Raw genomic sequence first — 4,506 nt, 5'->3', positions numbered from 1 at the left:
TACCGGTTTCCTATGGAGCCGGTATGAAAAAGCACCGGAAAAAAAGCTGGCCACCGTGGAGGTAACAAAACCAGCACCGGCCGTATATGAACAACTGGTAAACAACACCCGGAAAATAATACCCTTTCATTTAAAAGATGGCAGCGTGGTAGAACTGGCGCCGGGCAGCCGCATAAAATACCTGTCTTCCTATGCCGTTACCGGCAGGGAAATATTTTTAACGGGAGAAGCCCTGTTCAAAGTGGCTCCCGACAAAGAAAAACCCTTTACCGTGTATGCCGGCAACCTGGGTACCACGGCATTGGGCACCGTTTTTAAAATTACCGCCTGGGAGACCGGCAAAGGCCATATCCGGGTGCAACTGATCAGCGGCAAGGTGGTGGTTAAACCAGATAGTCTATCGGGCAGTAATGGCGTAAAAAACACCTACCTGCTGCCTGGGCAGGACCTTTCCTTTGATCGGGTGAAAATGGTCGCCACTATTAGCCAGATCAATAAGCCAGCCGATAAAAAAATAATCGCAGCACCGGAAAAAGAAATATTTACTTTCAGCAACGAACCGCTGGCAAATGTTTTCCGGTTAATGTCGGAAAAATATAAGATCACTATTCAATGCCAGGAAAGTACGCTGACAGACATGAGTTTCACCGGAACTTTCGATAGTAGTAAAGAGTCGCTCACCGATTTTCTGTCTACCATCGCCACGTTAAACAACCTAACTATTAAGCATACAAATCATGTTATTTACATAACACCATAAGCAGTACATAACAGTCCATACTATAGCTATCGCCGCCTGAAAAGGCTGCCAGTGATTCCTTTTGCCTAAAAATGAAATACTATGCGAGTAAACATCCGACAATCCCGAAAAGATCGTCCCACCAAAACAATTTGGCTGCTGCTACTATCGCAGTTATGCATAGGTAGTCTGCTGGCGCAAAATACGCATCCTGCCGCCATCGGAATTATTAAAAGCGACAATAATGAAATTCTCCCTCACGTAATGGTAAGGGTGGAAAATACAGACAACCTGGTGTTGGCCAACACCGTGACCAACGAAAAAGGCATCTTTACTTTTACGAAATTACCCGCGGGAGGCCCCTATCGTTTTATCTTCACACATATCGGTTACGTAACGGATACCCTTAAAGGCTATACGATTACTGACTCCAGCAAATTATCATTGTCGGTGGTCCTGAAAAAAAAAGTGGAAGAGCTGGAGCAGGTACTGGTCACCGCACTGGGCATTAAAAGAGAAAAGAAAGCCTTGGGATATTCTGTGGAAGAACTGGGTGGCAAAGAGTTTAACCGCGTAACACAGGAAAACCTATTGAATGCCATGTCCGGTAAAGTGGCCGGTGTTACCATCAATTCCACCGGCGGTACCGGCTCATCGGTGAGCATGATTATACGCGGCGCCACTTCCCTCAGCAGCGATAACCAACCTCTCTTTGTAGTGGATGGCGTGCCGCTGGCCAATACGGTGAATAATATCAGCCAGATTGGTAAAGATAATATGGTGGATTATGGCAACGCTATTTCGGATATTAACATGGACAACATAGAAAGTGTGACCATCTTAAAAGGCCCCAGCGCAGCAGCGTTGTATGGCTCCCGCGCCGGCAACGGCGTAGTGCTGATCACTACCAAAACCGGCAAAAAAGTAAACCGCGCTACGGTGAATGCATCTATCAACACCGTATTCGACATTCCCTATAAATTTCTGAAGTGGCAAACCAAGTTTGGCTCCGGACAATTTTCCGGTATCCCCGTTTCCCGCAGTGGTAACTTGCTCACCAACCCTTTCGGCACCGTGATCTCAGAAAATATTGATGGCACCTTCGGTGCAGAACTGGATATGGGTTATGAAGAAGTACAATGGAACAGTCCAAAAGATAAAGACGGCAAACCTATTGCCATGCCTTTGGTTTCGCACAAAGACAATGCGAAAAACTTTGTCAACACCGGAATGACCACCACGGCGGCCGTTTCGCTGGCTAACAACAACGATAAAATTGCTTACAGAATAGGTTATGCCAACATGACCAACAAAGGCATTATCCCTAATACCGACCTGTTTAAAAATGCGCTGAACCTGAATTCCAGTCTGCAGGTAAATACAAAATTAAGTCTGAGTACCAACATCGACTTTAGCCGTACCAACGCCCACAACCGCCCTGCCGGCGACAGAGGCGCCAATCCCCTGCAGGCCGTTTACAGCATTTCGCCCCACATCGATGTACGCGACCTGGAAGATTACTGGATGCCCGGCCAGGAAGGACTACAACAACGCACACAGGCCAACGGCGTATTTAACAATCCCTACTTTCTGGCGTATGAAGTGAAGAACGGATTTGTAAGAGATCGTGTATTCGGGAATATCAGGGCCGACTGGAAAATACTGCCCTCCCTGAGTTTCATGGCCAGATACGCACTGGATACCTATGGCGAAAAAAGAGAAACAAAAATTGCCAACAGCTATTTGAATAATCCCGGTGGCGCTTATGGTATTATCAACATCAATAATTACGAACGCAACATCGACCTGTTACTGACCTACAAAAAAGAGATCCGCGATTTCGACTTCTCCATTTCCGTAGGAGGTAACAAACGCTACCAAACCGGTAAAAATATTACCACTTCTACAAAAGACGGCACCGGACTGAATACGCCCGGTGTATATACCATTCAGAACATTGCCCCGCAAAATCTGAACTATAACAGCAGCCTATACGAAAAAGGCGTGAACAGCGTGTACAGTATGATTAACCTGGGTTACAAAGGCATGGCCTATCTCGATGTAACAGGACGTACAGACTGGTCCAGTACCCTGCCGGAAGCAGCCGCCTATTTTTATCCTTCGGCTTCACTTAGTTTACTGCTCAATGAAATGACGGGCATCACCTCCGACAATATTAACCTGATCAAAGTAAGAGGTGGCGCTGCCCAGGTAGGTAATGACGCCGCCCCTTATCAGTTACTCGGTACTTTATACAATGCAGGCGCCTGGGGTAATATTCCCAGACTCTCCAGTTCCGGCAACCTGCTCAACCCATTTCTGAAACCGGAAATAGCCACGTCTTTTGAAGGTGGCCTCGATGTAAACCTGTTTAAAAATCGTATACGCATGGCCGCTACCTATTACATGGTAGAAAACAAGAACCAGATCTTCAGTCCTAAAACACCTCCTTCTTCCGGCTATTCTTCCCGTAACATCAACGCTGGTTTATTAAGAAGCAGGGGTATAGAATTAACCCTTGGCGGTACACCGGTACAGCGGAAAAACTGGAGATGGGATGTCAACGCCAACTTCACCCGCAACAGAACCAAAATTATTTCCCTGCCGGATGACCTGCCCTACTACACCCTTTGGGAAGAAGGCAAAGGCGGCGCATGGACGTACGTAGGAGAAGACATCGGCGATATTTACGATGCGCAGGTAGTCACCGTCACCGATAAATCATCTCCCTATTATGGCTATCCCATACTGGACAATACCGGCAAATGGCAAAGTATAGATGCGATTAATACCCGCAACAAAATCGGCAACTTCAACCCGAATTTTATTATGGGATTACAAACCAGCATCACCTATAAAAACTTTACGCTGAGCATGACGTTCGACTGGAGAAATGGTGGTGACTTCGTTTCCCAGACCTACCGTTATGGAGAAGAAAAAGGTAACTCACAACTCTTCCTCGATAAGCTCACCAATCCCGGTAATATGAAAGGACAGGAACTCCGGGACTACCTGGTGAGTCATCAGGACGAACTGATCATTCCCAGCGGTAACAAATTTCCGTTAGTGGGTGGTCCTACACCGGAATACAACGGCTACCCATTTGCCTACGGCCCTTATGTGCTGCCTTATGGCGGCGTATTTATTCCGGGTGTAAGAGCTAAAGGTTATGATAACAATGGTAACCCTACCGGCTATACGGAAAATCTGGGCGGCACCGGTACGTTAACACTACCCTATGCGGGCAGCACGGCCTGGTCTTTTGCGCGTGCATTCCTGTTTCCCGCCTCTTACCTGAAACTGCGGGAAGTATCCTTCTCTCATGAATTACCTAAGAAGCTGATCTCTTCTGCCAAAATACAAAACGCGAGCATTGCCATCTACAGCAGGAATATAATTCTGTGGACAGCTGCCAAAATCGGCATCGATCCGGAAAACGCCTACCAGCCTTCTACCAGCGTGCAAGGCTCCGGTATGCAATTTATGCAGGGCATTGAAAGATACAATGTAACACCCTGGTCTATACCAATGGGCGCTAAACTGAACGTCACTTTTTAAGAAGCTCATTTAACTAAGCAACATGAAAACAGTTACAAAATCAATCATACTTTGTCTTGGGTTGTTGGGCACTACGATGTCGTCCTGTAAAAAGGACCTGATGAAACTGAATGAAAACCCCAACGGCTCCAATCCCGCTACCATCAACCCCAACCTGGTATTGTCTACCGTATTAACGCAGGCGGGTATTGAAATCGTGACCCTGGGCT

3 protein-coding genes are annotated in these 4,506 nt (G+C 46.8%); all 3 read left to right on the top strand.

What is annotated here, in order from left to right:
* The coding region (locus tag VIP81_RS11560) for a FecR family protein (protein ID WP_331960180.1) at positions 1–760 on the top strand (760 nt) is incomplete at its 5' end.
* Between the two features lie 81 nt (positions 761–841).
* Entirely contained in the window at positions 842–4,297 is a 3,456-nt protein-coding gene (locus VIP81_RS11555) for a SusC/RagA family TonB-linked outer membrane protein (protein WP_331960177.1), read from the top strand.
* A 22-nt stretch (positions 4,298–4,319) separates the two neighbouring features.
* Positions 4,320–4,506, top strand: a 187-nt coding sequence (locus tag VIP81_RS11550; protein ID WP_331960174.1) for a hypothetical protein, incomplete at its 3' end; no start/stop codon positions are given.

It is taken from the genome of Chitinophaga sp. (assembly GCF_036566945.1).
GTDB lineage: Bacteria > Bacteroidota > Bacteroidia > Chitinophagales > Chitinophagaceae > Chitinophaga.
The sequence above is the reverse complement of the archived record's forward strand: the minus strand, read 5'-3'. Positions and strand labels throughout refer to the sequence as shown.

Bases quoted from the DNA above. Each gene is read 5' to 3' on its own strand.
- VIP81_RS11555 (WP_331960177.1), top strand. From the start codon at position 842: ATGCGAGTAAACATCCGACAATCCCGAAAAGATCGTCCCACCAAAACA.